The sequence below is a fragment of the Rhizobium mayense genome (genome assembly GCF_030272705.1).
GTDB lineage: Bacteria > Pseudomonadota > Alphaproteobacteria > Rhizobiales > Rhizobiaceae > Rhizobium > Rhizobium mayense.
In genome coordinates, this window is record NZ_JARFYM010000013.1 from 14,835 (window position 1) to 41,808 (window position 26,974).

The 26,974-nt window shown below is 60.1% G+C and carries 26 protein-coding genes; 7 read left to right on the plus strand and 19 right to left on the minus strand.

Features of this window, described 5'->3' with window-relative positions; genetic code table 11:
- Positions 1-15 precede the first annotated feature (15 nt).
- A complete protein-coding gene (locus tag PY649_RS17180) occupies positions 16-429 on the minus strand; it encodes a cupin domain-containing protein (protein WP_285869784.1) in 414 nt (137 codons plus the stop codon).
- A gap of 124 nt (positions 430-553) precedes the next feature.
- Here PY649_RS17180 and PY649_RS17185 point away from each other — a divergent pair, with 124 nt between their 5' ends.
- From PY649_RS17185 to PY649_RS17215, 7 genes are all read left to right on the plus strand, one after another.
- Entirely contained in the window at positions 554-1,345 is a 792-nt protein-coding gene (locus PY649_RS17185) for an ABC transporter ATP-binding protein (protein ID WP_285869785.1), read from the plus strand.
- 9 nt (positions 1,346-1,354) lie between these two features.
- Complete coding sequence (locus PY649_RS17190; RefSeq protein WP_285869786.1) at positions 1,355-1,690, plus strand: hypothetical protein; 336 nt, start codon at positions 1,355-1,357, stop codon at positions 1,688-1,690.
- A gap of 2 nt (positions 1,691-1,692) precedes the next feature.
- Positions 1,693-2,580: an ABC transporter permease gene (locus tag PY649_RS17195; RefSeq protein WP_285869931.1), complete on the plus strand. Its 888-nt coding sequence runs from the start codon at positions 1,693-1,695 to the stop codon at positions 2,578-2,580.
- Positions 2,577-3,710 carry an ABC transporter permease gene (locus tag PY649_RS17200; protein ID WP_285869787.1) on the plus strand — a complete coding sequence of 378 codons (1,134 nt, stop codon included), beginning with the start codon at positions 2,577-2,579 and terminating at the stop codon, positions 3,708-3,710. Before PY649_RS17195 ends, PY649_RS17200 begins: the two co-directional genes overlap by 4 nt.
- Positions 3,711-3,766: 56 nt before the next feature.
- Positions 3,767-4,735 carry an ABC transporter substrate-binding protein gene (locus PY649_RS17205; protein WP_285869788.1) on the plus strand — a complete coding sequence of 323 codons (969 nt, stop codon included), beginning with the start codon at positions 3,767-3,769 and terminating at the stop codon, positions 4,733-4,735.
- A 398-nt stretch (positions 4,736-5,133) separates the two neighbouring features.
- A complete protein-coding gene (locus tag PY649_RS17210; RefSeq protein ID WP_432761369.1) occupies positions 5,134-6,327 on the plus strand; it encodes an efflux RND transporter periplasmic adaptor subunit in 1,194 nt (397 codons plus the stop codon).
- 14 nt (positions 6,328-6,341) lie between these two features.
- The gene (locus PY649_RS17215) at positions 6,342-9,668 is read left to right on the plus strand and encodes an efflux RND transporter permease subunit (protein ID WP_285869790.1); all 3,327 of its coding nucleotides are present in this window, start codon (positions 6,342-6,344) and stop codon (positions 9,666-9,668) included.
- Positions 9,669-9,710: 42 nt separating this feature from the next.
- Here PY649_RS17215 and ureG read toward each other — a convergent pair whose 3' ends face one another.
- The 18 genes from ureG to PY649_RS17305 all read right to left on the minus strand — a co-directional run bounded on the left by ureG (position 9,711) and on the right by PY649_RS17305 (position 26,874).
- Positions 9,711-10,322: an urease accessory protein UreG gene (ureG, locus tag PY649_RS17220; protein ID WP_285869802.1), complete on the minus strand. Its 612-nt coding sequence runs from the start codon at positions 10,320-10,322 to the stop codon at positions 9,711-9,713.
- Between the two features lie 105 nt (positions 10,323-10,427).
- Positions 10,428-11,114 (minus strand): urease accessory protein UreF, encoded by a 687-nt coding sequence (locus tag PY649_RS17225; RefSeq protein WP_285869804.1) that lies wholly within the window; start codon positions 11,112-11,114, stop codon positions 10,428-10,430.
- A 6-nt stretch (positions 11,115-11,120) separates the two neighbouring features.
- Positions 11,121-11,630: an urease accessory protein UreE gene (gene ureE, locus PY649_RS17230; protein ID WP_285869806.1), complete on the minus strand. Its 510-nt coding sequence runs from the start codon at positions 11,628-11,630 to the stop codon at positions 11,121-11,123.
- A gap of 182 nt (positions 11,631-11,812) precedes the next feature.
- The gene (locus PY649_RS17235; protein ID WP_285869807.1) at positions 11,813-12,673 is read right to left on the minus strand and encodes a GGDEF domain-containing protein; all 861 of its coding nucleotides are present in this window, start codon (positions 12,671-12,673) and stop codon (positions 11,813-11,815) included.
- A gap of 278 nt (positions 12,674-12,951) precedes the next feature.
- Positions 12,952-14,664, minus strand: a complete 1,713-nt coding sequence (gene ureC, locus PY649_RS17240) for an urease subunit alpha (RefSeq protein WP_285869808.1) — start codon at positions 14,662-14,664, stop codon at positions 12,952-12,954.
- Positions 14,665-14,667: 3 nt separating this feature from the next.
- A complete protein-coding gene (locus PY649_RS17245; RefSeq protein WP_285869932.1) occupies positions 14,668-15,291 on the minus strand; it encodes a Urease operon accessory protein in 624 nt (207 codons plus the stop codon).
- A gap of 17 nt (positions 15,292-15,308) precedes the next feature.
- Entirely contained in the window at positions 15,309-15,746 is a 438-nt protein-coding gene (locus tag PY649_RS17250; RefSeq protein ID WP_432761370.1) for a lysozyme inhibitor LprI family protein, read from the minus strand.
- A gap of 20 nt (positions 15,747-15,766) precedes the next feature.
- Entirely contained in the window at positions 15,767-16,072 is a 306-nt protein-coding gene (locus tag PY649_RS17255) for an urease subunit beta (RefSeq protein ID WP_285869809.1), read from the minus strand.
- Positions 16,073-16,094: 22 nt separating this feature from the next.
- Positions 16,095-16,397, minus strand: a complete 303-nt coding sequence (locus tag PY649_RS17260; RefSeq protein WP_034503828.1) for an urease subunit gamma — start codon at positions 16,395-16,397, stop codon at positions 16,095-16,097.
- A 31-nt stretch (positions 16,398-16,428) separates the two neighbouring features.
- Positions 16,429-17,247 (minus strand): urease accessory protein UreD, encoded by an 819-nt coding sequence (locus PY649_RS17265; RefSeq protein ID WP_285869934.1) that lies wholly within the window; start codon positions 17,245-17,247, stop codon positions 16,429-16,431.
- Between the two features lie 192 nt (positions 17,248-17,439).
- Positions 17,440-18,411 carry a 2-hydroxyacid dehydrogenase gene (locus PY649_RS17270; RefSeq protein ID WP_285869810.1) on the minus strand — a complete coding sequence of 324 codons (972 nt, stop codon included), beginning with the start codon at positions 18,409-18,411 and terminating at the stop codon, positions 17,440-17,442.
- Positions 18,412-18,556: 145 nt separating this feature from the next.
- Positions 18,557-19,678, minus strand: coding sequence for a branched-chain amino acid ABC transporter substrate-binding protein (locus PY649_RS17275; protein WP_285869811.1), 1,122 nt, complete (start codon positions 19,676-19,678; stop codon positions 18,557-18,559).
- A gap of 186 nt (positions 19,679-19,864) precedes the next feature.
- The gene (locus PY649_RS17280) at positions 19,865-20,218 is read right to left on the minus strand and encodes a DUF6867 family protein (RefSeq protein WP_285869812.1); all 354 of its coding nucleotides are present in this window, start codon (positions 20,216-20,218) and stop codon (positions 19,865-19,867) included.
- Between the two features lie 24 nt (positions 20,219-20,242).
- Positions 20,243-20,971, minus strand: a complete 729-nt coding sequence (locus PY649_RS17285; RefSeq protein ID WP_285869813.1) for an ABC transporter ATP-binding protein — start codon at positions 20,969-20,971, stop codon at positions 20,243-20,245.
- On the minus strand, positions 20,971-21,843 hold the full coding sequence (locus tag PY649_RS17290) for an ABC transporter ATP-binding protein (RefSeq protein ID WP_285869814.1): 873 nt from the start codon (positions 21,841-21,843) through the stop codon (positions 20,971-20,973). Before PY649_RS17290 ends, PY649_RS17285 begins: the two co-directional genes overlap by 1 nt.
- Positions 21,843-23,234 (minus strand): high-affinity branched-chain amino acid ABC transporter permease LivM, encoded by a 1,392-nt coding sequence (livM, locus tag PY649_RS17295; RefSeq protein WP_285869815.1) that lies wholly within the window; start codon positions 23,232-23,234, stop codon positions 21,843-21,845. The genes PY649_RS17290 and livM overlap by 1 nt, the downstream gene beginning before the upstream one ends.
- A gap of 4 nt (positions 23,235-23,238) precedes the next feature.
- Positions 23,239-24,141, minus strand: a complete 903-nt coding sequence (locus tag PY649_RS17300; RefSeq protein ID WP_285869816.1) for a branched-chain amino acid ABC transporter permease — start codon at positions 24,139-24,141, stop codon at positions 23,239-23,241.
- A 306-nt stretch (positions 24,142-24,447) separates the two neighbouring features.
- Positions 24,448-26,874 (minus strand): GcvT family protein, encoded by a 2,427-nt coding sequence (locus PY649_RS17305; protein WP_285869817.1) that lies wholly within the window; start codon positions 26,872-26,874, stop codon positions 24,448-24,450.
- Positions 26,875-26,974 lie beyond the last annotated feature (100 nt).

The following is a 26,974-nucleotide window of genomic DNA, read 5'->3' on the forward strand; positions in this document are numbered from 1 at the left end:
TTCCGGTCCATTAGCTCACAACGGCACATGCCGCTCCAGATCCGGCAGCAAAACAACACTTTCCTGTTCGTTCGGATCGGTGCGGGCAATGATGGCTGTCGCCGGCTGGTCACTGAGATTGGCCGGCAAATGCGGCACGCCGGCCGGAATGTAAAACATCTCGCCGGCGCGAACGATAACATGCTCTTCCAATTGATCGCCGAACCAGCAATGCGTCTCGCCGGCCAGCGCATAGATCGCCGTCTCATGCGACACATGCATGTGCGCCTTGGCACGTCCGCCGGGCGGGATCGTCAGAAGATGCATGCAGATGCCGGTCGAGCCGACTGTCTCGGCGGCAATTCCCTCGAAATAGTTGAAGCCTTGTTTCCCGGCATAGGTGCTGCCGGGCTGCACAACGCGGCAGGTGGGCTTCGATGAAACGCTCATGCCATTCCTCCATAATATTCTATAGTTCTGCGGTATCCTCAGGTACTAAAACCAGCGCGATGCCAAGTAGAATAACACGCAATCCGCCTCGCCTGCGCGGCGAAAACATGACTGGTAGGTGTTAATGACGTCATCCGCTCCCTCCGTCGTCTCCGCGCGGAACCTCTGCCTCACCTATGAGACAAATGACGGGCCGGTGCATGCGCTGAGCAATGTCGATCTCGACGTGCGGAAGGGCGATTTCGTTTCCTTCATCGGCCCGTCGGGCTGCGGCAAGACCACGTTTCTGCGCGTCATCGCCGATCTCGAGCACAAGACCTCCGGCGACATCACCGTCAACGGCATGACGCCGGAACAGGCCCGCACCAACCGTGCCTATGGCTACGTGTTTCAGGCGCCTGCTCTTTATCCCTGGCGCACGATCGAAAAGAATATCGCTCTGCCCCTGGAAATCATGGGCTATGCCAAAGCCGATCAGACCAAGCGCATCGCTCAGACGCTGGATCTGGTCAACCTCACCGGCTTTGCGCACAAATACCCCTGGCAGCTCTCCGGCGGCATGCAGCAGCGCGCCTCGATCGCCCGCGCCCTCGGCTTTGACGCCGACCTGCTGTTGATGGACGAGCCTTTCGGCGCACTCGACGAGATCGTCCGCGATCACCTCAATGAAGAGCTGTTGAAACTCTGGAAGCGAACGAACAAGACCATCTGTTTCGTGACGCATTCTATCCCGGAGGCGGTTTATCTCTCCACGAAGATCGTCGTCATGTCGCCGCGCCCGGGCCGCGTCACGGACGTCATCGAATCCAGCCTTCCGCTCGAACGCCCGCTGGGCATTCGCGAAACCCCCGAGTTCCTGGAGATCGCCCATCGTGTCCGCGAGGGACTGAGGGCGGGACACAGCTATGAGGAATAGGATCACACGATGAACCCCCAATTCCTCCTCTGGCTCACCGGCGCCATGGCGATCTTCATCGGTGGCGCCACCGCCTCGCGGGCCTACATCGCCAACAACAACATATTGATCCTCATCCTGGCGCTCTGCCTCTATTGCGTCGGCAATCTGATGATGGTTCGTCTCATGCGCGAGGGCGGGCTGGGGCTGGCGATTTCCGCCTCCGCCATCGCCCAGCTGGTGGTCGTCAACATCGTCGCCTTCATCGTCTTCGGCGAGCGGCTCAGCCTGCCGCAGCTCGCCGGCGTCGGGCTCGGCATTGTCGCGATGGCGCTGATGCTGTTTCCAGTGGAAAGAGGGGCATGACCATGGAGAAGGAGCAATTCTTCAAGCACAAATTCGTGCCAGTTACGACCATCGTGCTGGCGATCCTCGTCTTGTGGTACGCCTTCGCCATCATTCTGAACACGCCCTTCCAGCGCGATCTGGATCGGCGCGCCAATGTCACCTCCGGCACGATGGAATTCATCGGCAGGACGCTTGCGCAGCCGAAGCCGATCCTGCCAGCGCCGCATCAGGTGGCGCAGAACGTCTTCGAAAACACCTTTCTGAGACCCCCGACCAGCAATCGCAGCCTCGTTTACAATGCCTGGGTCACGCTGTCCTCCACCGCAGTCGGCTTCGCCTTCGGCACCGTGCTCGGTATCCTCATCGCCGTCGGCATTGTGCATGTCATCGCGCTCGACCGTAGCCTGATGCCCTGGATCATCGCCTCGCAGACCGTGCCGATCCTGGCCATCGCGCCGATGGTCATCGTTGTCCTCGCGGCGGTCAATATTACCGGCCTGATCCCCAAGGCGTTGATCTCGACCTATCTTTCCTTCTTTCCCGTCGCCGTCGGCATGGTGAAGGGCCTGCGCTCGCCGGAAGTGATGCATCTCGACTTGATGCGCACCTATAATGCCAGCGCGACACAGACCTTCTGGAAGCTGCGCGTGCCCGCTTCGATCCCCTTCCTTTTCACCTCGATGAAGGTTGCGATCGCCGCGAGCCTTGTCGGCGCCATCGTCGCCGAATTGCCGACCGGCGCCGTCGCCGGCATCGGCGCAAAACTGCTCGCAGGCTCGTACTACAGCCAGACGATCGACATCTGGGCGGCGCTCGTCGCCGGCTCGATACTGGCGGCAGCCCTTGTCGCCATTGTCAGCATCGTGGCTCGCATCGTCGATCGCTCGATGGGAGGCCGGCCAGCATGAAGAGCATTCATCTTTCCTGGCAGGGCCTGCTCGCCGTCCTCCTCTGCCTTGCTTCAATCACCATGCTGCCGTTGCTTGCGGACGACGCGGTTGCTCCATTTGCCAGTGGCGCAACGATCCTCATCCTGTTGCTGGTCGCTGCTGCCGCCGTGATTTCCTTCGGCAACTTGCAGCCGGTGTTGTCGGCCACTGTCCTCTTCATTGGCGCACATGGGGCCGCATGGTTGCTGCTCTCAGGGATCACCGGCAACGAAGGCAAGGCGCGCCTCTCCTTCTTCCTGCTGATAGCCGCCGCCTGGCTGCTCGCCTGGCGTTGCGTCACCGTGCTGTCCACAATCCGGCCGCGCTCGCCCACCGGCAACTATGGCCTGCGGCTCCTGATCCCGGCGATCTTCGGCACCTGGATATTGATCATCTGGGAAGCCGCCACCCGTGGTGCCGGCATCCCATTTATCCTGCTGCCGCCGCCGGGTGCCATCGGGGCGCGGATCGCCGGCTCCATCCCGATCCTCTGGACCGATGTGCAGCAGACGATCTTCAGATCGGTGCTGATCGGCTACATCATCGGCTGCGCGAGCGGCTTCATCGTCGCCATTCTTGCCGATCGCGTCACTTTTCTCCGTCACGGCCTGCTACCGATCGGAAATCTGGTCTCGGCTTTGCCGATCATCGGCGTCGCCCCGATCATGGTCATGTGGTTTGGCTTCGACTGGCAATCGAAGGCCGCCGTCGTCGTCATCATGACCTTCTTCCCGATGCTGGTGAACACGGTCGCCGGCCTCGCCGCCGCCGGCAACATGGAGCGCGATCTGATGCGCACTTATGCGTCGAGCTATTCGCAGACGCTGCTCAAGCTTCGCCTGCCGGCCGCCGCTCCCTTCATTTTCAATGCGCTAAAGATCAACTCGACCTTGGCCCTGATCGGTGCCATCGTGGCGGAATTCTTTGGCACACCCATGTCGGGCATGGGCTTTCGCATCTCGACCGAAATCGGTCGGATGAATGTCGACATGGTCTGGGCGGAAATCGCAGTCGCAGCGGTTGCGGGGTCCGTCTTCTACGGTATCGTCGCCATTCTGGAGAGGATGACGACGTTCTGGCATCCGTCTATCCGTGGTGGACAGACGTAGCCTAAGATCCGGCCAAAGGATCAAGGCATAACTTCAGAGGGAAAAGGATAAAAAATATGAAAAAACTGGTGGTCGCATTGATGGCAAGCGCAATGGCGCTGGCCGCAGCACAGGCAGCCATGGCTGCCGACAAAGTGACGCTGCAATTGAAATGGGTGGCGCAAGGTCAGTTCGGCGGCTACTTCGTCGCCAAGGACAAGGGCTTCTACAAGGAAGAAGGCCTCGACGTCGACATCAAGCCGGGCGGTCCGGATATCGCGCCCGAACAGGTAATCGCCGGCGGCGGCGCCGATGTCATAGTCGACTGGATGGGCGGCGCCCTGGTCGCCCGCGAAAAGGGCGTGCCGCTGATCAACATCGCCCAGCCCTACGACAAGTCCGGCCTGGAGCTGATCTGCCCGAAGGACGGCCCGGTGAAGACCGAAGCCGACTTCAAGGGCCATACGCTCGGCGTCTGGTTCTTCGGCAACGAATATCCCTTCTTCGCCTGGATGCATAAGATCGGCCTGAAGACCGACGGCGGCAAGGATGGCGTCACCGTCCTGAAGCAGAGCTTCGACGTTCAGCCGCTCGTTCAGAAGCAGGCCGACTGCATCTCGGTGATGACCTACAACGAATATTGGCAGGCGGTCGATGCCGGCTTCAAGCCGGAAGACCTGATTGTCTTCAACTACACCAAGCTCGGCAATGACCTTCTGGAGGACGGCCTCTATGTCAACGAGACGAAGCTGAAGGACCCGAAGTTCAAGGAAAACATGGTCAAGTTCGTCCGCGCGTCGATGAAGGGTTGGAAATACGCCGCCGAGCATCCGGATGAAGCCGCCGAAATCGTCATGGACAATGGCGGCCAGGACGAAAACCATCAGAAGCGCATGATGGGCGAAGTCGCCAAGCTGATCGGCACCGGCAAGCTTGACGAGAAACTTTATGATCGCACGGTGGAGGCCCTTCTCGACCAGAAGATCATCAACAAGAAGCCGACAGGCGCTTATACGCACGAGATCACCGACGCCGCACTGAAATAGGCCCGACGCCAAAAACGGCCGAAACGCGCGAGGTTCACACTTCGCGCGTTTTTTTCATTTTGTAACAGCGGCGATAAAAGGCTGGCTTTGTTACCGCGTTTGCCTGAAAAGCCATGCGTCGATCAAGCATCTGAATGTCGTCATCACGGGCGCGTGATTGATTCGTGGTGCAATGCACATTAAAATCGCGCAACGACAGAAATCATTTTCTCGTGATCTTGCAGAATTTGGAAATCATTCCCACCTAATGGGACAAATTGAGGATGAGGGATTTGCAGGCATGACAGACGGATATTGATCCGCCGGAAAGAGCCGGCCCGCACGCATCGATCCCCCGTACTCGCGACGGAAAACAGCGAGATCCCGTTTACACGAAATACCGAACTGGAATTGGACGCATGGCCTTTACGCCGCATAGATTTCTAAGCACGACCGCGATGTTGCTTGTTCTCCTGACGGCACCGGCAGCCTTTGCCGAAGAGCCCACCACCGTCACCGCACCGAAGCAGAACCTGCCCGCAATCGTCGTCACGCAGGCCGTGCCGCGCAAGCTGACCGACAAGGTCGTTGCCACCGGCACGGTGAAAGCCGTGGAAGAGGTTTATATTCAGCCGCAGGTAGACGGTCTGTCGATCCGCACGCTGAATGCCGATGTCGGCGACAAGGTCGAGGCAAACAGCACGCTTGCCACGCTGAACGATGATGCACTGGTTCTGCAGAAGAGCCAGATGGAGGCAACAAGGGCCAAGGGCGAAGCAACGCTTGCCCAGTTGCGCGCACAGCTCACCGAGGCCCACGCCAATGCGGAAGAGGCGGAATTGCAGCGCGTCCGTGCCGTTGCCATGGGCGCCAAGGGGACTGTCTCGACCTCATCGGTCGAGCAGGCGAATGCGGCGGCTGCAGCCAACAAGGCGCGCGTGGCCTCGGCCGAACAGGCAATCGCAGTTGCCGAAGCCGATCTCAAGGTCATCGACAGCCAGATCGCCGATACCGACCTGAAGCTCGCTCGCACCGGCGTCAGGACACCTGTCGCAGGCACCGTAGCCTCGCGCAATGCCCGCATCGGCGCCATCGCCAACGGCAGTGGAGATCCGCTCTTCACCATCATCCGCGACAGCGATCTGGAGCTGGTGGTCGATGTCTCCGAGAGCGACATTACCAAGATTACCCTTGGCCAGAAGGCGCTGATTTCGCTTTCCGGCGGCCGCGAAAAGCTGACCGGCTCCGTGCGCCTGGTTGCGCCAATCGTCGATGCGGTCACCCGCCTCGGCGCGGTCCACATCTCCATCGATGACGACCAAAAGGCTCGCGCCGGCATGTATGGCAGCGCTGAAATCATCGTCCGCGAGACACAGGGCGTCACCCTGCCGCTGACCGCGGTCAACACCGATGAAAACGGCTCTTCCGCCCGCAAGGTAGAAAATGGGGTCGTCAAATTCGTCAACGTCCAAACCGGCATTCAGGACGGCGCATATGTCGAAATCGTCAACGGCCTGAAGGCTGGTGACGAAGTCGTTGCCAAAGCCGGGGCCTATGTTCGCGACGGCGATCACATCACACCTGTCAAAGAAGCTCCGCAAGCGTCCAACTGAGCGAGAACGGCAAGATGAACTTTTCCGCCTGGTCCATCCGAAATCCGATCGCGTCGCTTCTGGCATTTTTCCTGCTGATGGTGGTGGGCGCCCACGCCTTCTTCAATCTGCCGATCACCCGTTTTCCGAATATCGACGTGCCGGTCGTCAATGTCACCGTGACGCAGAGCGGCGCCTCGCCTGCCGAACTCGAAATGCAGGTGACGAAGGAAGTCGAAGACGCTGTCGCCAGCATCAACGGCATCGACGAGATTCAATCGACCGTGACGGACGGCCAGTCGCAGACCGTCGTTATCTTCCGCCTGGAAGTGCCGACGGAACAGGCCGTCCAGGATACCAAGGATGCGATCGACCGCATCCGTGGCAATCTACCGTCGACAATCGACGAGCCGATCGTCTCCAAGGTGGATGTCGAAGGCCAGGCGATCCAGAGCTTTGCCGTTTCCTCCCCGAACATGTCGCTCGAGGAGCTGTCCTGGTTCGTTGACGACACCGTCAAGCGCGCGCTGCAGGGTCAGGCCGGTATCGGCCGCGTCGACCGCTATGGCGGCGCCGACCGCGAAGTGCGCATCGAACTCGACCCGAACAAGCTGAACGCCTATGGCATTACGGCGCTGTCGGTCAGCCAGCAGCTGCGCGGCACCAACATCGACCTCGGTTCCGGACGCGGCCAGGTGGCCGGCAGCGAACAGGCGATCCGCGTCCTTGGCGACGCCCGCGATGTCGCCCAACTCGCCGACACGACAATTGCGCTGACCAACGGCCGCTTCGTCAAACTCTCCGATCTCGGTGTCATCAAGGACACCTATCAGGAGCCGAAGTCCTTCTCGCGCTTCAACAGCACACCCGTCGTGACCTTCGGTGTGTTCCGCGCCAAGGGCGCCAGCGAAGTCACCGTCGCCAACACCGTGGCCGCGACCCTGGATAAGGTGCGCGCGGAAAACCCGAACGTCACGATCGAGATGATCGACGATTCGGTCTACTACACCTACGGCAACTACGAAGCGGCGATGCACACGCTGCTGGAAGGCGCGTTGCTGGCGGTCATCGTCGTCTTCCTGTTCCTCAAGAATTGGCGAGCGACGCTGATTTCGGCCGTTGCCCTGCCGCTTTCAGCAATCCCGACCTTCTGGGTCATGAACCAGTTCGGCTTCTCGCTGAACCTGGTCAGCTTCCTGGCGCTAACGCTGGCGACCGGTATTCTCGTCGACGACGCCATCGTCGAGATCGAGAACATTGCCCGCCATATCAAGATGGGTAAGACGCCCTATCGCGCGGCGATCGATGCCGCGGATGAAATCGGCCTCGCCGTCATCGCGACGACCTTCACCATCATCGCCGTCTTCGTACCGGTCTCCTTCATGCCGGGAATTCCGGGCCAATATTTCATCCAGTTCGGCCTCACTGTCGCCTTCTCGGTGTTCTTCTCGCTGCTGGTCGCACGCCTGATCACGCCGATGATGGCCGCCTATTTCATGCGTGCCGAAGACGCCATCGACGACCATCACGACAATGACGGCCGGTTCATGCGCGGCTATAGCTGGCTGGTGCGGATAACGACGAAGAGATGGTATACGCGCTATCCGACATTGCTTGCGGCTTTTGCATTCTCCGTCGCCTCCGTCTTCGCGCTGATCATGTTCGTGCCCGGCAGCTTCATCCCGCCGGATGATTCCTCGCGTATCGTGCTGTCGGCCGAACTGCCGCCGAATGCCCGGCTCGATGACACCGAACAGGCGACCAACGAGATCTACAGGCGCGTCAAGGATATCGATGGTGTCGAGAATGTGTTCGTCCTCGGCGGCGCCTCGCCCAAGGGCGATCTGGAACTGCGCCGCGCCACGGTAACCCTGACGCTTGGCAAGCTCGACCAATCGCTCGTCAAGAAGCTGGTCAACGATGTGATGGGTTCGCTGCCCGTTATCGGCCCCTACCTGCCGAAGGTTACCGTCCATGGCCGCGTGAAGCCGCAATGGGAGGTCGAAAAGGAAGTCTTCGCTAAGCTGCGTTCGATCCCCGACGTTCGCATCACCAAGCTCAACGACCGCGGTGACCGAGACCTGACCTATAACTTCCTCTCCCGCAACGAGAAGGAACTGAACGAAGCAGTCGGCATCCTCGAAGCGAAGCTGCGCACCGACCCGGCACTTGCCAACGTCAGCGCCGACGGCGCCCTACCCCGGCCTGAGCTGCAGATCTATCCTCGCAAGGATGAGGCGGCCCGCCTCGGCATTACGCCGCAGATGATTTCGGACACGGTGCGCGTCGCGACCATCGGCGATATCGATGCATCGCTTGCCAAGATTTCGCTTGATGACCGCCAGATCCCCATCCGGGTGCAGGCTTCAATCGGAATGCGCCGCGATCTTGCAGCGATCCGGGCATTGCGCATCAAGACGGCCACCGGCGCGACAGTGCCGATGTCGAGTGTGGCCGATATCGACTATTCGGAAGGCCTGTCTTCGATCAAGCGCAACAACCGTTTCCGCGTCGTCGCGATCGGCGCCGATCTGCCGCAGGGCGTGGCGCTGGACACGGCTTCGAGCCATTTCCTCAGCATCGTCAACAATGCCAAGATCCCGGCCAGCGTCCATCTGGCTGAAAGCGGCGACACCAAGATCCAGAAGGAAATGCAGCAGAGCTTCGGCAACGCCATGCTGCTGGGCCTGCTGCTGGTGCTGACCGTGCTGGTGCTGCTGTTCAAGGATGTGATCCAGCCCTTCACCATTCTGCTCTCGCTGCCTCTGGCGATCGGTGGCGTGGCCCTGGCGCTGATGATCACGGGCAACGCCCTGTCCATGCCCGTCATGATTGGTATCCTGATGTTGATGGGTATCGTCACCAAGAACGCCATTCTGCTCGTGGATTTCGCCATCGAGATGATGCATCACGGCATGCCGCGTTTGGAAGCCGTGATCGAGGCCGGCCGCAAGCGTGCGCGGCCGATCATCATGACCTCGATCGCCATGTCGGCCGGCATGTTGCCATCCGCGCTCGGCGTCGGCGAAGGCGGCTCCTTCCGCGCGCCGATGGCGATCGCGGTGATCGGCGGCATCATCGTCTCGACCGTCCTCAGCCTGGTGGTCGTGCCGTCCTTCTTCCTGATCATGGACGACCTGTCGCGCCTGCTTGCCTGGCTCTTCGGCCGTCTCGTCGGCAAGAAGGATGTGGACGACGAGGTTCTGAGCAAGGAAAAACTGGCAGCCGCCGTCGACGAAAACCGCAAGTCGCTGACTGCGCTGGAAGAACGCCTCGAGGCGGTGGAAAACAAGGGCGCCCCACAGCGCGGCGCAAAGACCAAGACGAATATCTTGAAGCTGCCGCCCTTCGCCGCCGAATAGAACGCGGCAGCCCGGTAGACGGAATGATAGTAGCAGGGCGGCTTACAGGCCGCCCTGTTCCTTTAGGAAGTCGACGATCGTTCCAACACCATCGCCGCGTTTCATGTCCGAGAACACGAAGGGACGGGCGTGGCGCATGCGGGCCGCATCCCGGTCCATGACGTCAAGATCGACGTCGACGAAGGGTGCGAGGTCCTTCTTGTTGATGACAAGAAGATCGGACTTGGTGATGCCGGGACCGCCTTTGCGGGGGATTTCCTCGCCCTGGCAAACCGAAATCACATAGATGGTGATATCGGCGAGATCCGGCGAAAAGGTCGCCGCCAGATTGTCGCCGCCGGATTCGATGAAGACGACATCGAGATCGGGAAGTCGCTCGTTGAGGCCGGCAATGGCCTGCAGGTTGATCGTCGCATCCTCGCGAATGGCCGTATGCGGGCAGCCGCCGGTTTCGACGCCGACGATGCGGTCCGACGTCAGTGCCTGCATGCGCACCAGCGCCTCGGCATCCTCGGTCGTGTAGATATCGTTGGTCACCACCGCGACGGAATAATCATCGCGCATTGCCTTGCACAGCTTCTCCGTCAGCGCCGTCTTGCCCGAGCCGACAGGCCCGCCAATGCCGACTCGCAGAGGTCCATTTCTCGATTTCATGCCCGAAACTCCGGTAAAGTCATAGAATAGCCGAGCACGCGCATCTCGCACAGCGGCGAATGACGCAGAATCCGCTTCTGAGCGCAACATTTGTGAGCCCTTCCCTCAAGAGCGAAACAGCCGGATACCCTGTTTCTCATGACGCAAGCTCGCTATATCGGCTTGCACGGTCGCCGCACCGAGATCGTCGAGGCTCGACTGCGCGGCTCGCGTTGCTGCCTCGGCGATGACATCCTCGAGCGCCGCCAGGATTGCGACGCCCTGCTTCTGCCCGGTCACCCCGAGCCGAATGCCCGCCGACAGCATCTGTGACGCCAGCGCATGCAGGAATGCCGCGAGCGCCTTTTCCCGGGATATGCCATGCGCGCCGGCCACTGCGCCGACAGCCACCGGATAGGCCGTCTTCGCAGGCAGAATGGAAAAGACCGGATGCGGCCAGGCATCGGCCGCTGAGAGAAAGGCTTCGCCGAGCAGCATGGTTTCCTGGTGCCGCTCCTTCGAGCCAGCCAGCGCTTCGGCAAGCTCGGCCACCTCAGCCAGTCGCGCGGCATCCTCGCCCGCGCCATGTGCTTCCGCAAGCAAGACGGCATCGTTCCAGGCCGAACCATGGCGGATCAACGCCCTGATCCAATCCCGAAGGCCTGTGGCATCCTGGACCAGGCCATCATGGACAGCACTTTCGAGGCCGCCCGAATAGGCGAAGGAACCGACGGGGAAAGCCGGCGACAGCCAGGTCATCAGCCGCAAGAGCGCCTGAATATCACCATCTCCCGTTGCGGAACCTCCGGTCATCGACGCTCAGTCGTGCGAATGATCGTGATGCTCATGCCCATGATCGTGGCTATGCCCGTGATCGTTACCGTGCGAATGACCGCCATGCGCATGGTAAGCGCCGCGTGCAGGCTGGAAAGCTTCGCTGACCTCCGTGACTGTCGCGCCGAGACCTTCGAGCATCGATCGGATGACGTGATCGCGCAGGATCAGGATGCGATCTTCCTCGATCTGTGCCGGAAGATGCCGGTTGCCGAGGTGCCAGGCGAGCTCGATGAGATGCCGGCGATCGCGCGGCTTGATCTCGAACAGCTTTTCCGCAGCGGCAACTATCTCGATCAGCTCGCCGTCTTCGCGCACCAGCAGATCGCCGCTGGCAAACAGAACCGGCTCCTTGAGATCCAGCATGACCATTTCGCCATTTTCGAGATGCAGCAGCTTGCGGCGCAGATGCCGGAGATCATGCGGCAACACGACGCGATCGATCGGATCGGAGGATGGCGTGCCGGCGGGTAGATAGGAAGTGACACGTTGCATGACCTGTCCAATTCAAAGCTTTGTCGAAGCATGCAAAATAGCGGCTTTTCGCGCAAGAACCAGCGCCGGTTTCGCCGAGCCAGAGCAATTCCAGGAAAAGTGCGTAGCGGTTTTCCGTTCGGAATTGCGAAAATACAAAAAAGATAGAGCGGTTCTAAGTTTCCGTGAAAAGCTGAACCGCTCTATATCCCATGGCCGTATCGATACTGCTCCGCAAGGTAAGGCGCCGTCACTGGGTCCTCTTCGACTTGGCTGCGATGCCAGATATGGTTCAGCCATTCGCTTTCATGAACGACACGATTGCGGCCAAGCGCCTTGGCAAGATAAAGCGCCTTGTCCGCAGCGGCATAGACCGCCTCCTTCTTGCGTTCGCCCCATATATCGGCAATCCCTGCGGAAATCGTGATCTTCACCGCACCCCCGTCGACGGCAATGGTGTGATCGGCAATCATCTTTTTCACAGCCTCAATGCGGGCGACACGGTCGGCCATGTCACGGCCATGGACGATGGCGCCGAACTCCTCGCCGCCGAGACGGGCGATCACATCCCCGCCCTCAAAATTGCTGGAGAAGATTTCCGACACCGCAACGATAACGGAATCGCCCGAGGCGTGCCCATAACGGTCGTTGATGGTCTTGAACCGATCGACGTCGAAGATCACCAGCGAGGCGTCGTCCTTCGCCTCCTCCAATGCTTCGGTGAAGGCGCGACGGTTCAGCAACCCGGACAGCATGTCCGTGCGGCTCAGCCGTTCGAATTCGGCGCGGGAAACAGCGAGCTTATGAATGGCGTAGCCGGCGAGCAGCGCCAATGCGCCGGAGACGATGCCGCCGATGAACCAGGCGAGCAAGATACAGAGGCGGATCGCTTCCAGCAGGGGTAAGGGCAACAGTCCAAGCCACCGCAGGACCGGCAGCATGACGAGAATAATGGCGACGGACAGGATGACCGCAATAAAACTCATCTTTAACGCGAAAATATATATCGTGCGACGCTGCTGAAAATTACCGAGCTCGGCCTGCAGCGAAATCCACCATTTCATGCGAATCACCTTCCTCAGCCCATCAATTCGATGAGGTGAGATAGGGGCGAAGGCTCTTCCAGGTCTTTAATGCAATAATTAAAATGCGCGGCTTTTCCCAACTTATGAACTATTAGAAATTGGAACCCAAATCACCCATGGCCGGACATCTGGTTGTGACAGGAACAACTGCCGGCGCAAGCCTCTGATTATGCTCTATTAGTTCGGTTAACCAACGAAAAACCCCTGAAATCCAGGGGTTCTCGCGATCTACAGGCGTTGAAATGTCGCAGTGCCTGTTAAAACAGGAAATAGCGCTGCGCCATCGGCAATACCGTCGCCGGCTCGCAGGTCAGAAGTTCGCCGTCGGCACGCACCTCGTAGGTCTCCGGATCGACCTCGATATGCGGCGTCAGGCTGTTGTGGACCATCGAAGCCTTGGAGATGCCGCCGCGGGTGTTCTTGACGGCCACAAGGCTCTTGGCGACACCGAGCCTGCCGGCGAGGCCTGCAGCAAGCGACGCCTGCGACACGAAGGTGACCGAAGAGTTCGTCAGGCTCTTGCCAAAAGAGGCAAACATCGGGCGGTAGTGCACCGGCTGGGGCGTCGGGATCGAGGCGTTCGGGTCGCCCATGGGCGCGGCCGCGATCGAGCCGCCGAGCAGGATCATGTCCGGCTTGACGCCGAAAAAGGCCGGGTTCCAGATCACCAGGTCAGCGCGCTTGCCGACTTCGATCGAGCCGATTTCATGGCTGAGGCCATGGGCGATCGCCGGGTTGATGGTGTATTTCGCGATGTAGCGCTTGACGCGGAAATTGTCGTTGTCGCCGGTTTCCTGGGCAAGACGGCCGCGCTGGCGCTTCATCTTGTCAGCGGTCTGCCAGGTGCGGATCGCGACTTCGCCGACGCGGCCCATGGCTTGGCTGTCGGACGAAATGATCGAGAAGGCGCCGATATCGTGAAGAATGTCCTCCGCCGCAATCGTCTCCTTACGGATGCGGCTTTCGGCGAAGGCGATGTCTTCTGGGATCGACGGCGACAGGTGATGGCAGACCATCAGCATGTCGAGATGCTCGGCGATCGTGTTAACCGTATAGGGACGCGTCGGGTTGGTCGAGGACGGTATGACATTCGGCTGGCCGCAGATCTTAATGATATCAGGCGCATGGCCGCCGCCGGCCCCTTCGGTATGAAAGGCATGGATGGTGCGGCCCTTGATGGCGCTGATTGTATCCTCGACGAAACCACTTTCATTCAACGTATCCGTGTGGATCATAACCTGCACGTCATATTCATCGGCGACCGTCAGGCAGCAGTCGATTGCGCCGGGCGTCGTCCCCCAATCCTCGTGCAGCTTCAATGAGGTAGCGCCCGCAAGCACCATCTCCTCGAGCGCGCCGGGCAGCGAGGCATTGCCCTTGCCGGCAAAGGCGAGGTTCATGGGAAAGGCATCGGCAGCCTCGATCATGCGGGCGATGTGCCATGGGCCGGGTGTGCAGGTGGTCGCGAGCGTCCCATGCGCCGGGCCCGTGCCGCCGCCAAGCATTGTCGTCAGGCCACTCATCAGCGCCTCTTCGATCTGCTGCGGGCAGATGAAGTGGATATGGCTATCCATGCCGCCGGCGGTGACGATCTTGCCCTCACCCGCGATCGCCTCCGTGCCCGGCCCAACGATGATGTTGACACCCGGCTGTGTATCCGGATTGCCAGCCTTGCCGATAGCGACGATACGGCCCTCCTTGAGTCCGATATCGGCTTTGACGATCCCCCATGTATCGACGATCAGCGCGTTGGTAATGACTGTATCGACGGCCCCATCGGCCCGCGTCACCTGGCTCTGGCCCATGCCGTCACGTATGACCTTGCCACCGCCGAACTTCACCTCCTCGCCATAGGTGGTGAAATCCTTCTCCACCTCGATGAAAAGCTCGGTGTCGGCAAGCCGCACCTTGTCACCAATGGTCGGCCCGAACATGTTGGCATACGCGGCGCGCGAGATCTTGTAGGGCATAAATCAGGCTCCTTGGGAGGGAACGATGGAAGTCTTGCCGGCGATGCGCCGCAGGCGACCAAGAGAAACATAAAGATCGACCAAGCGCTTCTCCGCCGCAAACGGGTGGCCGTCCCAGCCGGTATGGCTGAAGCCGGTGATGGCGATGTCGTCGTTGGGGTAACGCAAAAGCAAATCGGCGATCACGATCATGCCGCTGCTCGGCACGACATAAAGGCCGGGTTCATGCGGCCTGAGAGCCTCGTCGACACTCTCGTGAACAGACTGATCGATGACCACATGGCGCTTGCCGGTGGCCTTGCAGAAGGCGGTGAATTGATCGGTGTAATCGTCGCAGAAATCGTTAAGTTCCGGATGCGATTGCGACAGCGGAGCGCGTAGTGCGGCGAACTTGCCGGGGTCGCGCACGCTCCAGATTTCCGATGCGGCCGCGATCGGCGGGCTGTTGCGCCATTCGGCAGAACCGAGCATCGCGCGCGCCGGCCGGCCGGTATTGCAGACCGCAACGATATCGGTGCGGCTGCCGCCTGTCTGGATGGAGCGGCAATCGTTGAAACGCACGACCAGGTCAGCGGCGTCGATCTCCTTCGCCGCCCCTTCCGCGATCTCGCCATTGCCGACGATCATGATCCTGCGTTTTGCACTCACTGTGCACCCTCCGGCCCGTCGGCCAGCGTCTTCAGCTCTTTGGTCCGTTGCTTGGTCAATGTCGCCTTACATCCGGATACAAGCATCGGCTCCATCGACCCGCCCCGCGCTTCGAACCCTTCCGCGTCGCATTGGCCATCGCGATAATCGACCCAGGCGCGTTGTGCCTTGATCAACGCCTTTTCGGCGCCCTTCTGGTCGGCTTCGAGATCGGCATCGGTGGCGACCATGGCCGCGCGTGTCTTCTTATATTGCTCGTTCAAAGCCTTATCGGCCTTGTCGTAGTCGCGCTGCGCGCAGATATTCATATCCATCTGCGTCTCTGCCTTATTGCAATCCACCTTCGGCTGGTCCGCATCATTTTGCGCATAGGCCGAGCCGCACATCAAAACGGTCGCGACAAACGCGCTGTACGCAAGCACCTTCAAAGACATGCCGTCTCTCCCTGTAAGCGTCAGAGTTTGCCCATGATCTGCTGGCGGAAGCCGTAGACTTCGCGCTTGCCGGAGAGCGGGATCAGTGTCACCGACCGGGTCTGGCCCGGCTCGAAACGCACTGCGGTTCCCGCGGGGATATCGAGACGCATGCCCTTCGCCTTGTCGCGGTCAAAGGCGAGACCGCCATTCGTCTCGGCAAAATGATAGTGGCTGCCGACCTGCACTGGCCGGTCGCCGGTATTGGAGACGTCCAGCGTTACCGTCGGCGCGCCCGCGTTCAGTTCGATGTCGCCGCTCGCGGCCAGAATTTCACCTGGGATCATGGTCTTTTCCCCTGCCTGTCGTTCAGCGGATCGGCTCATGCACGGTCACGAGCTTCGTTCCATCCGGAAACGTCGCCTCGACCTGCACGTCGTGGATCATCTCGGCGATCCCCTCCATCACCTGGTCGCGGGTGATGACATGGGCGCCGGCTTCCATCAGTTCGGCGACCGGGCGGCCGTCGCGGGCGCCTTCGACGACGAAATCGGTGATCAGCGCGATGGCTTCCGGATGGTTGAGCTTGACGCCGCGCTCCAGTCGCCGCCGCGCAACCATTGCCGCCATGGAAATCAACAGCTTGTCTTTTTCTCTCGGAGTGAGGTTCATCGCCTACCTATGTAATTGCTATTTGCTCGAACTACAGATTCCAGACTTTCGGCACAGGCATCCCGTTGCGCAAGGCGGAAATGACTGGGATGAGGATTTTTCTGAGCGCGAAGCCGTCAGGTGCCGCTAGCCGTAACACCAGCTTGCCGCGCCATTGGCTGACGCCGCCCATGTGCTCCCCAATAAGGGGCCGCACTCTGTCGAGATAGGTCTCCGCCAGCGGCCCGGCATAGAGCAGAGTCGCGAAAGCGACCTGTCCGCTCAGAACGGCATGCTCGCCCGTCAACGCTCCGACATCGCCATCGAACCTTAGCTCTTCGGCATGGATCAACCGCTCAGCGCGACGGATGCGCCAGCGGTCGCGGAACAATCCTAGCGCCATCGCTTCGCCCATGGCCTTGCGGCCCAAGAGGACTGTCTCGACGGCCAGAAATTCGGCGGTCTCATCGAGATCGACATCAAGCCTGCGCGACAGCGAAGCGCGGTCAAACAGAATGGTTTCCTGCGGCAACCAATCGACCCGCGCGCCGCTATCGACCTTGATGGAAGTAGTTACTTCGGCGGTACCGGCGGATGCCTTGTAGATCTTCTCACAGGCCTGAGTGGTCGCGTCGATGCGCGTATCCGGCCCTGCGACGATGCTCCAATCCATCCGGTCGCCGCCGGTCAGCCCGCCGGCGGTGTTGATGATGACGGCTTCCATTGAACTATCGAACGTGTCGGGCAGGCGGATCTTCGCTGCACCTTCCTGGAAAAGCTCGGCAAGGCGGGTGCGCCCATCAAGAGTTTTGGCCGCCAGATGGCCGCGCCCGCGCGCCCTCTGAGGTCTCGTGCTCGCCGCCGCCACCATCGCCATCCCGCCGCTCCGCTCGTCACATTATGTCGCGCAGGTCATTGAAGCCCGTCAAGGAATAAAGGCAAGCAATTCCTGTGCCTTATGCAGCCGCCGGGAACGCCGGCCAGCTGTAGTGGGCGTCGATGCATTTTTCGTCAGATGATGAAAAGTGCGGCACTTTCTCCCGGATTGCGGGGGAGAAGGAAACTAGACCACCCGATCCGGCGGCTCGCGCCCATCGAAAAATGCAGTGATATTGTCGGCCACCTTCATCCCCATCGCCGTGCGCGTCTCTTCGGTCGCACTGCCGAGATGCGGCAGCAGCACGACATTTTCCATGGTCTTCAGCTTCTCCGGCACATTTGGCTCCGCTTCGTAGACATCGAGGCCAGCGCCGCGGATCGTGCCTTGCTCCAGCGCAGAAATTAGTGCCGCCTCATCGACGACATCGCCGCGGGCGGTGTTGATCAGGAAGGCGCCGGGCTTTATAGCGGCGAAGCGGGCAGCATTCATCAGATGACGGTTCTCCGCGCCGCCAGGGCAATGCAGCGAGACGAAATCGGAGACCGCGAGCACATCCTCGATCGTCGGCAGCTGCACCGCGCCGTAGCGGGTCGCCTCCATCGGATCGATAGCAGAGCGATTGTAGAAGACGACATCCATGCCGAAGCCGAAATGACAGCGCTGCGCGAATGCTCTGCCAATGCGGCCGAAACCGACGATGCCGACGGTTTTGCCGGTAACCTTCGTGCCGATCATATGCGTCGGCCGCCAACCGCTCCATGCACCAGCACGCAGCTCGCGCTCCCCTTCCCCGCCGCGGCGCGCCACGGACAAAAGCAGCAACATGGCGATGTCAGCGGTGCAGTCGGTCAGCACGCCCGGCGTATTCGTGACGACTATGCCCTTGGCCTTGGCGCAAGCGACGTCGATATGATTGAAGCCCACGCCAAAATTGCCAAGGATTTTTGTCCTGATGGCATCGCCCTCGAGAAGCGCGGCCGGCAGCTTGTCGGAAACGGTCGGCAACACCGCATCATAGGCCAGCAAGGCTTCGCGCAACTGCGCGGCATCGAGCGCGGTATCATCCGAATTGAACGTCGAGTCGAAGCGCTCGGAAAGCACGGCCTCCACTGCGGCCGGCCAGCGCCGGGTGACGAGAATACGGGGTCTGCTCATGCTGCATCGTCCTCCTGCCAAGATGGGCTCAGACTTAAAGCACGAACGCCGCGAAGGAAATGCCGTTCACAACGGCCTGAACAGAAAGAAGCCCGGTCATTGACCGGGCTTCGCAGATCGAATGCCGGAAAACCGGCGTGGCACATTACTTTTCGATTTCGGCGTAGTTGTACTTGCCGTCCGAACCCTTGGACCACTTGTACATCACGTAGTCCGGACGAGTGATGTCGCCCTTTTCGTTGAAGCCGAGTTGACCGATGGCGGTCTTGAACGGACCCTTTGCCTTCATCGCGTCGGCAACAGCCATCGGGTCGTTGGAACCGGCAGCCTTAGCGGCGTCGGCGATGACCTGCATGGCGGCATACGAATAGAGGGTGTAGCCTTCCGGCTCGTAGCCGGCAGCACGGAACTTGGCGACCAGATCCTTGGAAGCCGGGTTCTTGCGCGGATCCGGCGAGAAGGTCATCAGCGTGCCGTCAACGGCATCGCCCGCGATCGAAGCCAGTTCGTTCGAGACGATACCGTCACCGGACATGAAGTGAGCCTTGACGCCCTGGTCGGCCATCTGACGCATGATCAGGCCGGCTTCGGTGTGCAGACCTCCGTAGTAAACAAAGTCGACACCAGCGTTCTTCATCTTGGCGATAAGCGCCGAGTAGTCCTTGTCGCCGGGGGTGATGCCTTCATAGAGAACTTCCTTCACGCCATCGGCGTTGAGGTTCTTCTTGGTTTCGTCGGCAAGGCCCTGGCCATAGGGGGTCTTGTCATGAACGATGCCAACCTTGGCACCCTTGAAGTTGTCGGCGATGTATTTGCCGGCGACTGCACCCTGCTGGTCGTCACGACCGCAGGTACGGAAGGTGTTCCACAGGCCACGCTCGGTGAACACCGGGTTGGTGGAAGCCGGGGTGATCTGGAGAATGCCGTTTTCGGCGTAGACTTCCGAGGCCGGGATGGAAACGCCCGAGTTGAAGTGGCCGACAACGAACTTCACGCCGTCAGCAACGAACTTGTTGGCAACCGAAACGCCCTGCTTGGCGTCGGAAACGTCGTCGCCGAGTTCGAGCTTGATCTTTTCGCCGTTGATGCCGCCAGCCGCGTTGATGTCGGCAACAGCTTGTTCAGCGCCCTTCTGGAGCTGCGCGCCAAACGCAGCATTTGCACCCGTCAGCGGGCCTGCAACGCCAATGATGATGTCAGCCTTCGCAACGCCGCTGAATGCGATCATTGCCGACAGAGCCACGGCCGACAGAAGATACTTCTTCATATTGTTACTCCCAGTTTTTTTAGCGGGTTCCGTTTGATTTGCCCTGCGCAATACCCACCAATGATCGCGCCGGTAAGCTTGTATTCCGAAGTCTGGAAGAGATGATCCCAAGAAGTAGTTCAAGCACTTTTCAGATGGGACCGTCTCCGACTTTGAATGCAGACTGTGCCTAGTTTCAACGCACTGTCAATTCTTCTTCTTCCATGAAAAGGGTGAGGTCTTTTCGTAGAGCCAATAGTAGTTATTCACCATCTGGTCCGTGCGGCGATAGCGGTATCCGGCCGTGGAGAAGATGAGGAGTAGAACCACGTCGAGGATATAGTTGTAGAGGTCGAACACCGGGCCGTTGAACAGCGCGTGGTGCAGGAATTGCAGCCCCAGACCGACCAGAAGTGTGTAGATGACCGCCAGCGGATAGGAGTTCCAGTTACTCGCCACGGCGCGGCCGGCACGCCATGCGGTCCAGAAGCCCAGGAGAACGATAACCACACGAATGACCAGGCGTCCGCCGCTATCGCTTTCGAAGAAAAGTCCCTGCATATCAAATTCTCCGCAGAACGGGGCTCAATGGTGGCCGCCTTCGAGATAGGCGGAACGCACTTCCGGATTGGCGAGCAGTTCCTGGCCGGAGCCGCTCATCGTCACCCGGCCGTTGACCATCACATAGGCGCGGTCGGAGAGCTTGAGCGCAGCAAAGGCGTTTTGCTCGACCAGGAAGACGGTGAGCCCCTGGGTCTTGTTCAAAACCTTGATGGCCTCGAAAATGCCCCTAACGATCAGCGGCGCAAGGCCGAGCGAAGGCTCGTCGAGCAGGAGCAGCTTCGGGCGCGCCATCAGCGCACGGCCGATCGACAGCATCTGCTGCTCGCCACCCGACAGCGTACCGCCGCGCTGTGATTGACGCTCCTTCAAGCGCGGAAACAGGGTGAAGATCTTTTCGACGTCCTCATTGAAATGTTTGAGTTTGTCGAGGCTTGCACCCATCTGCAGGTTTTCATAGACCGTCATGCGCGGGAAGATGCGCCGCCCCTCGGGCGACTGCGCAATACGCAGCCGGGCAATCTCATGCGTCGGCATGTGGGTAATGTCGCGGCCGTCGAAGATCACCGATCCGTTGCGGGCCTGCGGACTGCCGCAGATGGTCATCATCAACGTCGACTTGCCGGCGCCGTTGGCGCCGATCAGGCTGACGATTTCACCGCTGTTGACTTCGACATTGACGCCGGCGAGTGCGCGGATATTGCCGTAATAGGTTTCGACACCCTCAACTTTCAGAAGCGGTTGCCCCGTCATCAGCGTTCGCCCTCTTGGAGGTGCTCGACTTCAGCAATCACCTCTTCCACTTCTACATCTTCGACGCCGAGATAAGCCGCGATCACTCTTGGATCGTTCTTGACCTCATCGGGCGTGCCATCGGCAATCTTCTGTCCGTATTCGAGCACGACGACGTGGTCGGAAATTTCCATGACCACGGACATGTCGTGTTCGATCAGAAGGATCGACGTCTCGGCATCCTTGCGAATGCCGCGCAGGAATTCGTTGAGCACCAGCGACTCGCGAGGATTGAGACCCGCGGCCGGCTCGTCCAGGCATAGGAGTTCCGGGCCGGTGCACATGGCGCGGGCGATTTCCAGACGGCGCTGCGCGCCATAGGGGAGATCGCCGGCCGGATCGTCGGCGCGATCGATGAGATTGGCCTTTTCCAGCCAGAAGCGCGCCAGCTCGATGGCGTTCTTGGCCTCAGCGCGATATTTGCCGATGCCGAGCAGACCGAGCACGGTATAGCCGGACGCGCGCATCAGCTTGTTGTGCTGGGCCACCAACAGGTTTTCAAGCACGGTCAGGCCCGAGAATAGACGGATGTTCTGGAAGGTGCGCGCCACCTTGGCTTCGCGCGTAATCCGGAAATCCGGCAGCCGTTCCAGGAGGAATTGCTTGCCGCTTTTCTGGTTGAGCGTGATCATCCCCATCGTCGGCTTGTAGAAGCCGGTGATGCAATTGAAGACCGTGGTCTTGCCAGCGCCGTTCGGACCGATCAGCGCGGTGATATCGCCGCGCTTGGCCTCGAAGGAGAAATCGTTGATCGCCATCAGGCCGCCGAATCTCATCGAGAGATGATCGACCTTGAGCAGGATGTCGTCAGGGGTTGCGGTGACAGCGTTCATCAGCCGTGGCCCTCCTTGGTAAAACTGCCGGACACCGCTTTTCGCTCCTTGAGGAAGGCGGTCGGCTCCCGGGTTCCAACGAAACCGCGCGGTTTCAGGATCATCACCACGACCATGGCCAGGCCGAAGATCAGCATGCGGTAGAGTTCCGGCGTAAAATCCGGACCGAAGATCAACTTGAGGAATCCCATGTCGCGCAGCAGCTCCGTGCCGCCGACCATTGCGATCGCAGCGAATGCGATGCCCTTCAACGACCCCATGCCGCCGAGGACGACGATGGCCAGAATGACCGCCGATTCGAGAAACACGAAGGATTCCGGAGAGACGAAGCCTTGCCGTGCGGCGAAGAACGAGCCGGCAAAGCCGCCGAACATCGCGCCGGTGGCAAAAGCGGTCAGCTTCGTCGTCACTGTGTTGATGCCGAGCGACCGGCAGGCGATTTCGTCTTCACGCAGCGCTTCCCAAGCTCGGCCGATAGGCATGCGGCGCAGCCGCATCGTCACATAGGCGGTCAGCATGCAGAGCGCCAGGATGACGTAGAACAGGAAGATCTTGTACCAGGCCGATGAGGTCGGCAGGCCAAAGGTCCGGATGATGTTGTGCGGATCCTTGAGATCGAAAGTATAGAGACCGAACAACGACGCCTTGGTGATGTTGGAAATGCCGAAGCTGCCCTTGGTCACATCCGTCCAGTTGGTGATCACGATGCGGATGATTTCACCGAAAGCGAGCGTCACGATCGCCAGATAGTCGCCGCGCAGGCGCAACACAGGGAAGCCGAGGATCATACCCCACAATCCGGCAAAGATGCCCGACAACGGCAGCAGGATCCAGAAGGACAGGCCGAAATGCGTCGACAACAGCGCGTAGGAATAGGCTCCGACGGCGTAGAAGGCGACATAGCCCAGGTCGAGCAGACCGGCGAGACCGACGACAATGTTCAGGCCCCAGGCAAGCATCACGTAGATCAGGATCTGGATGCCGAAATTGTCGACATAGGTCAGCGATCCCTGCGGACCAAAAAGCGCCAGCGCCAGCAGCGGATAGACGAGCAGGAACGCCAAAGCGATCTTGTTGAAGTTCCTCGATACGAAGCCTTGCTCGGCTTCGACCGGCGGGGCCTTTGCTTTGGCGGCTTTCCTGGCCGCAACCGCCGGCTGAAGGAAGACGGTCATGACGAACCGTCCGGCCGCGGCGATGGCAACGATGGACGCCAGCAAGCCCCAGCGCTGAACGATGATCAGCTTGTTGTCGATGTTCTGATCGGTCTTCAGGCCGATATAGAGCACGAACATGCCGAATGCGATGACCGCCGTCCAAAAGGCGTCGGTAATCCCTTTCTGGACAAGGCCGGGCGCGGTCTTGCCTGGAACGAAGTTTGAGCTTGCCATGGCGTTACACCTTCTCGACTTCCGGCCGTCCGAGAATACCAGTCGGCTTGAAGATCAACACGTAGGCCAGGATGCCGTAGGTCGCGACATCCTTGTACGCGATAGCGAAATTGCCCGACCAGAACGACTCGATGAAGCCGATCATCAGGCCACCGAGAACAGCACCCGGCAGCGAGCCGATGCCGCCGAGAACGGCCGCAGTGAACGCCTTGACGCCGGGAACGAAGCCATCGGTGAAGTTGGCGACGCCATAATACATCAGGTACATCGTGCCGGCGACAGCAGCGAGCGCTGCGCCCATGATGAAGGTGACGGAAATGGTGCGGTCGACATTGATGCCGAGCAGCGCCGCCATCTTGCGATCCTGCTCCGTGGCGCGCTGGGCGCGACCAAGTGCTGTCTTATTGACCACGTACCAGAAAGCGGCAAGCAGAACGACGGTGGCGATGAAGATGATGATCTGTTTGAGGGAAAGCGATACGCCGCCGATATTATAGACGTCACCCACCAATGTCGGGATCGGCTTGTTGCGCGGACCCTGTGCGACTTGGATGAAGTTCGACAGAACGATCGACATGCCGATTGCGGTGATCAGCGGCGCCAGGCGAAACGAACCGCGCAGCGGCCGATAGGCGACACGTTCGATCACCCAATTCCACAAGCTCGTCATCAGCATGGCGACGATGAGCATGACCAGCAGCATGATCGCCACCGGCAGGCCGGCGAAAAGCGATACGAGAACCAGGTAAGTGATGAGAGCGGCGAAGCCGCCGAGCATGAAAACGTCGCCATGGGCAAAATTGATCATGCCGATGATGCCGTAAACCATGGTGTAGCCAATGGCGATCAGGCCGTAAATAGACCCGAGAGTCAGCCCATTAAGGAGCTGCTGGATAAAATAATCCATATGTCATTTCCCCTGGATGCAGAGTCTGTCGACTGCATCTCTTATTGATTAGGGTTTCCTTCGAGAGGACCCGTGAGGCCGATTCCATACTGTTTTCGAAGCAAATGTGAAGCTAAAAAGGCGAGGAATTGACAAATTCTTTTCAAATAGGCGTGCAATGGCGCAAATCGGGCCAGAAAAGACAGAAAAGCGGCACCTCCTGGCTCAAAAATAGCCAAGATGGCCCGAACGGATATTCCAGGCTGAAGACATCTTGTCAGAAACGGGCTCCCGTGGAGCCCGTTCTTCGCCGTCTAAGCTTGATCATCAGGAGCGCATGCGCGCACCTTCGACATCGAACAACGGCTGCGGCTGCAGCGTTGCCGGCAATATTTCGCCGAGCAGTTCGATCGACCATCCCTGCGCTTCGTCGGCAATCTCTTTCGGCACGTAACCAACGGCGACCGAGACCCCGGAGGCGTGCGCATAGCCGCCCGAGGTCACCCAGCCGCAGACAGCACCGTTGTGATAGATCGGCTCGTCGCCAATGACATCGGCATCCCTGGCCGCGACGATGAAGCTGCGTAGCCTCAGGGCTCCACCCTCCGCCTTCTCCTTGGCTGCCGCTGATTTCCCTATAAAATCGGCCGCCTTGGATGTCGCGACGAACCGGCCGAGCCCGGCCTCCAGCGGCCCGTAAAGCGGACGATACTCGCGCGCCCAGCTGCCGTAGGATTTGTCGAGGCGGAGCGCGTTCAATGCCCTGAGACCAAAGAGCCTGATACCGAATTCGGCGCCCGCCTCCATCAGAAGATCGAAGAGGTAGCGCTGGTGTTCCGGCTTCATCCAGATCTCATAACCAAGATCACCGGTGTAGGAGACACGACCTACGATGGCGGGCGCCATACCGAGATCCATCCGACGAATGGACATGAAGGGGAAAGCGGCTGCGGAAACATCCTGATGCGTCAGCTTTTCGACCAGTTTGCGCGCATTCGGTCCGGCAACGGAAAGGCCAAGCAGTGACAGGCCGAGCGCCTTCAGATCGACCGAACCGTCCTTCGGCAGCAGGCTCTCGAACCAGCGCATATGATAGGCCTCGGCTATGCCGGAGCCAATGACGAGAAAATCCCCCTCGCCCAATTTGGCGAGCGTGAAATCGCCGATCAGCTTTCCGTCATGCTTCAGCATCGGCGCCAGCGTCATGCGACCGACGGGCGGAATACGGCAGGCAAGCAGCCGGTCGAGAAAAGCTTCCGCGCCCGGCCCCTTGACCGAATATTTGGCAAAGCCGGAGGTTTCCATCAGCCCGACGCTGTCACGCACCGCCTTGGCTTCTGCGCCGACCACATCGAAATCGTTGGAGCGCCGCCACGAGAACTCATCCACTTCGCCCGCAGGCGCGAACCACAGCGCCTGCTCCAGACCGTAGGACGCGCCGAATATGCCACCTGCGGCCTTGAGCTTGTCGTAGATCGGCGTCGTCAGCAGCGGCCGTGCCGCCGGCAATTCCTCGTTGGGATAGCGGATGGAGAAGCGACGCGCGTAGTTCTCGCGAACCTTGGCGTTGGTATAGGCAAGCGTCGCGTAGTCGCCATAGCGCGAGACGTCCATGGCGAAGACGTCGAAGCCGGGATCGCCGTGGATCATCCAGTTGGCGAGCGCCAATCCCACACCGCCGCCCTGGCTGAAGCCGGCCATGACGGCGCAGGCCGACCAGTAGTTCGTCAACCCCCGCACAGGCCCGACCAGCGGATTGCCGTCCGGCGAGAAGGTGAAAGGGCCGTTGATGATCTTCTTGATGCCGGCCTTGTTGAAGGCCGGGAAATGCCGGAAGCCGACTTCGAGCTCCGGCGTGATGCGCTCGATGTCCTCGGCCAGCAGTTCATGGCCGAAATCCCAGGGCGTCGTCACCGGCGACCAGGGACGGCAGGCCTTTTCGTAGGTGCCCATCAACATGCCCTGCCGCTCCTGGCGCAGGTAGATCTCTCCGTCGAAATCGACGCAGTGCATCAGCTCCTTGCCGGTCGCCTTGTTGAAGTCGGCAACCTCCGGCATGTCCTCGGTGATCAGATACATATGCTCCATGGCGAGCACCGGCAGCTCCAGCCCGACCATGCGTCCGACCTCGCGCGCCCAGAGACCGGCGGCGTTGACGACATGCTCGGCGACGATCTCGCCCTGGTTGGTAATGACGCGCCAGGAACCGTCCTCGCGGCTCACCAGCTCTTCCACCTTGGTGTGCAGATAGATCTCAGCGCCGTTCTTCTTCGCCGAGCGGGCATAGGCATGGGTGGTGCCATAGGGATCGAGATGACCTTCGACGGGATCGTAGAGCGCGCCGACGAATTGGTCGGGATCGAGGAGCGGCATCATCTCATGCGCTTCCTTCGGCGTCAGCAACGTCGCCTCCAGGCCGTTGTAGCGGCCCTTGGCGAGGATCGATTTCAGCCAGTCGAAACGCTGCGGCGTCGCCGCCAACATCAGGCCGGATGTCATATGCAGCCCGATATCCTGGCCGGAATAGTCCTGGATCTCCTTATAGAGTTCGACCGTGTATTTCTGCAGCTTGGCGACATTGGGATCGCCGTTGATCGTGTGCATGCCGCCGGCCGCGTGCCAGGTCGACCCGGAGGTCAGCTCGGAACGTTCGAGCAGCACGACATCCGTCCAGCCGAATTTCGTCAGGTGATAAAGCACCGAACATCCGACGACCCCGCCGCCGATGACGACGACTTTGGCATGGCTTTTCATCTAAAAATCCCCTGTGTTCGGCGCGAAGTCTGCGAGAGTTTTCCCGTGCAACCGGCCGTATTTGCGGGGCAGCCTAGAGACTATCCGGAAGGCCAAATAG

Bases quoted from the DNA above. Each gene is read 5' to 3' on its own strand.
- PY649_RS17185 (WP_285869785.1), top strand. From the start codon at position 554: ATGACGTCATCCGCTCCCTCCGTCGTCTCCGCGCGGAACCTCTGCCTC.
- PY649_RS17260 (WP_034503828.1), bottom strand. From the start codon at position 16,397: ATGAACCTCACTCCGAGAGAAAAAGACAAGCTGTTGATTTCCATGGCG.
- PY649_RS17195 (WP_285869931.1), top strand. From the start codon at position 1,693: ATGGAGAAGGAGCAATTCTTCAAGCACAAATTCGTGCCAGTTACGACC.
- PY649_RS17190 (WP_285869786.1), top strand. From the start codon at position 1,355: ATGAACCCCCAATTCCTCCTCTGGCTCACCGGCGCCATGGCGATCTTC.
- PY649_RS17245 (WP_285869932.1), bottom strand. From the start codon at position 15,291: ATGATCGTCGGCAATGGCGAGATCGCGGAAGGGGCGGCGAAGGAGATC.
- PY649_RS17300 (WP_285869816.1), bottom strand. From the start codon at position 24,141: ATGGATTATTTTATCCAGCAGCTCCTTAATGGGCTGACTCTCGGGTCT.
- PY649_RS17275 (WP_285869811.1), bottom strand. From the start codon at position 19,678: ATGAAGAAGTATCTTCTGTCGGCCGTGGCTCTGTCGGCAATGATCGCA.
- PY649_RS17305 (WP_285869817.1), bottom strand. From the start codon at position 26,874: ATGAAAAGCCATGCCAAAGTCGTCGTCATCGGCGGCGGGGTCGTCGGA.
- PY649_RS17285 (WP_285869813.1), bottom strand. From the start codon at position 20,971: ATGACGGGGCAACCGCTTCTGAAAGTTGAGGGTGTCGAAACCTATTAC.
- PY649_RS17225 (WP_285869804.1), bottom strand. From the start codon at position 11,114: ATGACCGGAGGTTCCGCAACGGGAGATGGTGATATTCAGGCGCTCTTG.
- PY649_RS17280 (WP_285869812.1), bottom strand. From the start codon at position 20,218: ATGCAGGGACTTTTCTTCGAAAGCGATAGCGGCGGACGCCTGGTCATT.
- PY649_RS17215 (WP_285869790.1), top strand. From the start codon at position 6,342: ATGAACTTTTCCGCCTGGTCCATCCGAAATCCGATCGCGTCGCTTCTG.
- PY649_RS17270 (WP_285869810.1), bottom strand. From the start codon at position 18,411: ATGAGCAGACCCCGTATTCTCGTCACCCGGCGCTGGCCGGCCGCAGTG.
- PY649_RS17205 (WP_285869788.1), top strand. From the start codon at position 3,767: ATGAAAAAACTGGTGGTCGCATTGATGGCAAGCGCAATGGCGCTGGCC.
- PY649_RS17290 (WP_285869814.1), bottom strand. From the start codon at position 21,843: ATGAACGCTGTCACCGCAACCCCTGACGACATCCTGCTCAAGGTCGAT.
- PY649_RS17235 (WP_285869807.1), bottom strand. From the start codon at position 12,673: ATGAAATGGTGGATTTCGCTGCAGGCCGAGCTCGGTAATTTTCAGCAG.
- ureG (WP_285869802.1), bottom strand. From the start codon at position 10,322: ATGAAATCGAGAAATGGACCTCTGCGAGTCGGCATTGGCGGGCCTGTC.
- PY649_RS17255 (WP_285869809.1), bottom strand. From the start codon at position 16,072: ATGATCCCAGGTGAAATTCTGGCCGCGAGCGGCGACATCGAACTGAAC.
- PY649_RS17210 (WP_432761369.1), top strand. From the start codon at position 5,134: ATGGCCTTTACGCCGCATAGATTTCTAAGCACGACCGCGATGTTGCTT.
- PY649_RS17250 (WP_432761370.1), bottom strand. From the start codon at position 15,746: ATGTCTTTGAAGGTGCTTGCGTACAGCGCGTTTGTCGCGACCGTTTTG.
- livM (WP_285869815.1), bottom strand. From the start codon at position 23,234: ATGGCAAGCTCAAACTTCGTTCCAGGCAAGACCGCGCCCGGCCTTGTC.
- ureC (WP_285869808.1), bottom strand. From the start codon at position 14,664: ATGCCCTACAAGATCTCGCGCGCCGCGTATGCCAACATGTTCGGGCCG.
- PY649_RS17265 (WP_285869934.1), bottom strand. From the start codon at position 17,247: ATGGTGGCGGCGGCGAGCACGAGACCTCAGAGGGCGCGCGGGCGCGGC.
- PY649_RS17180 (WP_285869784.1), bottom strand. From the start codon at position 429: ATGAGCGTTTCATCGAAGCCCACCTGCCGCGTTGTGCAGCCCGGCAGC.
- ureE (WP_285869806.1), bottom strand. From the start codon at position 11,630: ATGCAACGTGTCACTTCCTATCTACCCGCCGGCACGCCATCCTCCGAT.
- PY649_RS17200 (WP_285869787.1), top strand. From the start codon at position 2,577: ATGAAGAGCATTCATCTTTCCTGGCAGGGCCTGCTCGCCGTCCTCCTC.